The sequence below is a fragment of the Streptomyces sp. NPDC048269 genome (assembly GCF_040652395.1).
GTDB lineage: Bacteria > Actinomycetota > Actinomycetes > Streptomycetales > Streptomycetaceae > Streptomyces.
Genome location: NZ_JBEZLW010000110.1, coordinates 1 through 4,001, shown reverse-complemented (window position 1 = coordinate 4,001; position 4,001 = coordinate 1). Strand labels below are relative to the sequence as shown.

Sequence of the window (4,001 nt, the reverse complement as noted above, 5' to 3'; positions counted from 1 at the left end):
GCTAAGCCTTTCAGCGCCGATGGTACTGCAGGGGGGACCCTGTGGGAGAGTAGGACGCCGCCGAACAATCATTGCGGAAGCCCCGCACCAGACCCCTCGGGGTCCGGTGCGGGGCTTTTCTGCGTTTACCGCCAGATCGCCCGAGCCGACTGGGTATCCTGACCGCGTTCCCCTGGAGGACGCGATGACAGCACAGCAGCTGGAAGACGACGGACCCCTCATCCCCCAGCCGGCCATGACGCGGGAAGCCCTGCGGGACGCCGTGCGCCGGATCGACATGGCCAACCTCGCCGTGCTGGACAAGGAATGCAACGAGGCGTTCGACCGCGCCGCGGAGACCGGCGCCATCAATCCACTGCGGTTCTTCCTGATCAAGTGGGCCACTCACGTGGCGATCCACCGCTGGCCGGCGCGTGCGGCAGCGCTCCACGAGGCGGAACGTGTCGCGGGAGATCCCGCCGCCACGGAGTCGGAGTTCCGGGCCGCGATGGAGACCAGCAGCCGCATCCTGGCCGAGGCCCAGCGCGAGATCGGTCAGTGACTCCGCGGGGTGAAGGCGTCGAGAACGACAGCGGCTGGGCCTGGGAATGCGATCCGAGCCGGCTGTGGGTGCTCGGGGACATGCCGGCGGAGCAACAGCACTTCGTCAGCGCCGTGATGGACGGCCTGGTCGACCTGGCGGCGATGGCCATCGACCCCAAGGACGGCAGCCTTTACGAAGACCCGCACCCCATGCGGCTGCGTACGTACGAAGACGAGCACCTGATGCTCTGGTACCAGACCATCCCGCACCGGAGCCGGGTCTACCTGAAGCGCGTCAACCTCTGACAACCCGTCGGCGTCCCGGCATGCACTGGCGCCGAGCGCGCGGGCCGGGCGAGCCGAGGCGCTCCACCGGGTCCCGCCGCGGCGGTCCGCAGCGAGCCGCCCCGCGTCGGCAGCCGGTCTTGGGTGGTAGTCGCCCGAGGCAGCGGAGATCGCGTCCACGCTCACAACCCTTACCCGCAGCTCCTCGGCCTGCCCGACGACTCCGGACCTCGGCCGGCGGCCCAGCTGGGCCGTTCCTTGTGGATCGTCCGGGAGGGCGGAACGATGGCGGTCATGGCTTCTGAAGAACCGACCAGTGTTCCCTCGATTGACACCGCAGACGGCCTTGTCGCGTGCCCGTGCTGTTTCCGGTGGACGCTGCAGAAGCGGGCCGACTTCGAGATATGTCCGGAGTGCGGCTGGGAGGACGATGGACAGGATGATGCAGACGCACACTTCGTCCGGGGTGGGCCCAACGGTCGACTGAGCCTGACGCAGGCCCGGCTGGAGTACCTGGAGGACGTAGCCGAGGAACGCGATGAGTCCGTCGCGCGCGGTGGTGAAGGGCTGTGGCGGTCGGAAGCGCGGCGCCAGATTCCACACCTGGCCGAATAGGGCAGTAGCGTCCGGCAGCCCGCGTTGTCGTTGTCGGCCGCACCTGGGCACGCGCTTTTGCCGCCCTGCTCGCCCAGGCCGATAGCGAGGACGACCCGGACTCGGTCGCCGCCAGCGACTCGACCATCCTCCGGAGCCCACCAGCACGCCGTCGGGGCCCGCGAAGGGGGGCCGCGGTCGGCGAGCCGCACGATCACGCCCCGGGAGAGTCCCGCTGCGGGCTGACTACGAAGATCGACCCCGCGCCTGACGGCCGGTGCCGGCCGCTGGCCTTTGTCCTCACTCCCGGGCAGGTGTCTGGTGAGCTTCGCTCGACCGACGTGCCGTCCTTGGTGCCGCAGCCGTTCGGCCTGCCCACCCGGATCGCGGGCATGACCTGTGAGTATGGTCCGTTACGCGCTGGCCTTGAACGGGAGCCTGCACTGTGGAGCCGAAGGGGTTGTGACGGATGAGGGTGTTGTTCTTCCCTGATGAAGGCGGGGTAGACCTCTCGGGCGGCGCGACGGAGCTCGTCGGCTTGGCCCTCGCTCTCAGCACGGGAAGGGGGATCACGGAGACTTCAGCTTCGGCTGAACCCAGCTTCGGTGGCACTGAACTGGCGTCAGTCGAGGTACTGGTCCGCAGTGGACCGGGTGTCCGTATCGGAGTTGACTCGGAACGCCGCGCTCTACTGATCGAGGGCGACCGAACGGGCTTGAGCGCACTCGCTGACGAACTGCGGTCGATAGCTGAGATGGACGACGGCGGTCACCAGCACGTCGAGTACCACCCAGGTCACTACTACCTTGCCGCTGGATCACTGGCCATGGTGGTGAACAGCCCTCATGGGGCTACGCCGACTCGATGAACGACTGATGGCAGTCGCCGGCCGGTGTTCGTAGAAGGTGCCGTCGGGGAGCATCGCGAAGAGACGTCGGCCCGTCGAGCCTTCGGCCGGAACAGGGTGATCAGCCGCCGTCGGCCGGCCTTGCAGAAGCTCTGGGCCGGGGATCCGAACCGTTCCAACAGCGTGAGGACGGCCGGGTGCTGCAGCCGCGGCCCCAGCACCCGTTCCAGGGACGGATGGATCTGGGTCAGCAGGCCCTGGAGCCGGTTGGCGACCCGGGTGGCCTCGCCGGCCAGGTCGTCGTCGAAGCCCACGATCATCTCCAGCCCGGCGATCGTCTCGTCCCCGCCATCGATGGCCCGCAGCGTGGGGCAACGCGCAGGCTGCGTCGGCGCTGATGAACGCGTCCTTCGCGTCGGTCTTGGCCTCACCTGGGTAGAGGCCGGCGATCCGCCGCATCGTCAGCCCCGGAAGGTAGGCGACCGGGCAGCCCACGTCCCGGGCGACCGCCAGCGGCAGGGCGCCGCTCGAGGCCGGCGGGTCGACCGCGACCAGCACCGTTCCGTGCTTGGCCTGGAGTTTCGCGACGAGCTCGCGGAGTTCGGGTTCGGTGTTGGGCAGGCGCGTGTCGAAGGCATTCTTCCCCGTTGGCGTGATGGCGATGGCGTGCTGCTCGCCCCGCCGACGTCCAGGCCGAGGAAGACGTCGATGTCGCCGGTGTCGATCACGTGCAGGCCCCTCCGCTCACGCATTCGTCCGGCCTGCCACGGCACCGAGCTGCCACGTCCACGTACGGAGAGCTCTTCCGGCTCGGGTGAAGCCGGTGCTCAAGCCCCTCATCAGCGGTCCGTCGATGCCTCCGGGCCCGGTGACACCCCGCGCCGGATCATGAACAGCAAGGGGGGAACGTCATGCTGGAGCCGAAGGCCGGAGGCCGCATTGCGGAGCCACGAGTTAGGTAACGGGGGCTCCGCTCGCTGCTGGGCAGTTCGCCGCTCAACCAGGTCTGCCAACCGATGGGGCAGACCGGCAATGGCCACCATCAACACCAGCACCCAGAGCACGGGCTGCGGCCAGAACGCCCGGGCGATGACCGGGCGTACGGCGCCGGGGGCACGGGCGTGGGTGTACCGCGCTCGGTCATGCCGCAGCTGGCGGTGCGCGGGGAGGTTGGGGCGGGCGCAGCGCGGGACGGTGTGGCAGCCTCGGGCTTCCAGCCACGTCGCCGCCTCCTGGCCGGCACCCTCGTCGGGCCACTGGATCCGCCTGCACCAGGTGGTGGTCAGGAGGCACGACGCGGTCGTCGACTACCGGGAGGTCCTGGCAGCGGGCGGCCGCCTGGTGGTCGACACCGTGACACGGATCAACGCCTGCGAGTGCAGGGTGGCGTTGGCGGCCGGGGGCCCCGTCGCGATGCCGTGTGGCTCGACGACGGCCGCGATCTGGCGAGCGCGGTGACCGTCTCCCCCGACGTGCTCGCCCCCGACCCGCAGACCGTGGCCTGTCCCGGTTTTGACACCCCCTGGGCACGGTTGTAGAGTCAAGCAGTTGCCTCGAGTTGGACAAGCTCGGCAGCGACCCCACAAGGAATCTCGTTTCGTGTGGGGACAGTCGACTCTTCATTCGGGAATCGAAGCCGGGAAATCCGGTGGAGAACTTCTGATAGAGTCGGAACCGCCGGAAAGGGAAAGCGCGAAAGCGCAGGACCTGGAAAGCACCGAGGAAATCGGGCCCGAAAGAGTCTGATAGAGTC

General features: G+C 68.8%; 4 protein-coding genes and 2 pseudogenes. 5 read left to right on the top strand and 1 reads right to left on the bottom strand.

Annotated elements, in window-relative coordinates:
* The first annotated feature begins 184 nt into the window (after positions 1 to 184).
* The 4 genes and pseudogenes from AB0D48_RS37260 to AB0D48_RS37245 form a co-directional block, all read left to right on the top strand.
* Positions 185 to 541: a hypothetical protein gene (locus AB0D48_RS37260; protein WP_362407767.1), complete on the top strand. Its 357-nt coding sequence runs from the start codon at positions 185 to 187 to the stop codon at positions 539 to 541.
* The gene (locus AB0D48_RS37255; RefSeq protein WP_362407764.1) at positions 538 to 828 is read left to right on the top strand and encodes a hypothetical protein; all 291 of its coding nucleotides are present in this window, start codon (positions 538 to 540) and stop codon (positions 826 to 828) included. Before AB0D48_RS37260 ends, AB0D48_RS37255 begins: the two co-directional genes overlap by 4 nt.
* Before the next feature lie 273 nt (positions 829 to 1,101).
* The gene (locus tag AB0D48_RS37250) at positions 1,102 to 1,422 is read left to right on the top strand and encodes a CPCC family cysteine-rich protein (protein WP_362407761.1); all 321 of its coding nucleotides are present in this window, start codon (positions 1,102 to 1,104) and stop codon (positions 1,420 to 1,422) included.
* A 197-nt stretch (positions 1,423 to 1,619) separates the two neighbouring features.
* Positions 1,620 to 1,715: pseudogene (locus AB0D48_RS37245) on the top strand (IS5/IS1182 family transposase); the annotation flags it as partial.
* A 655-nt stretch (positions 1,716 to 2,370) separates the two neighbouring features.
* Here AB0D48_RS37245 and AB0D48_RS37240 read toward each other — a convergent pair.
* A pseudogene (locus tag AB0D48_RS37240) lies at positions 2,371 to 3,000 on the bottom strand (IS110 family transposase); the annotation flags it as partial.
* Between the two features lie 280 nt (positions 3,001 to 3,280).
* On the opposite strand from AB0D48_RS37240, the gene AB0D48_RS37235 reads away from it, so the two are divergent.
* A complete protein-coding gene (locus AB0D48_RS37235) occupies positions 3,281 to 3,706 on the top strand; it encodes a hypothetical protein (protein ID WP_362407758.1) in 426 nt (141 codons plus the stop codon).
* Positions 3,707 to 4,001 lie beyond the last annotated feature (295 nt).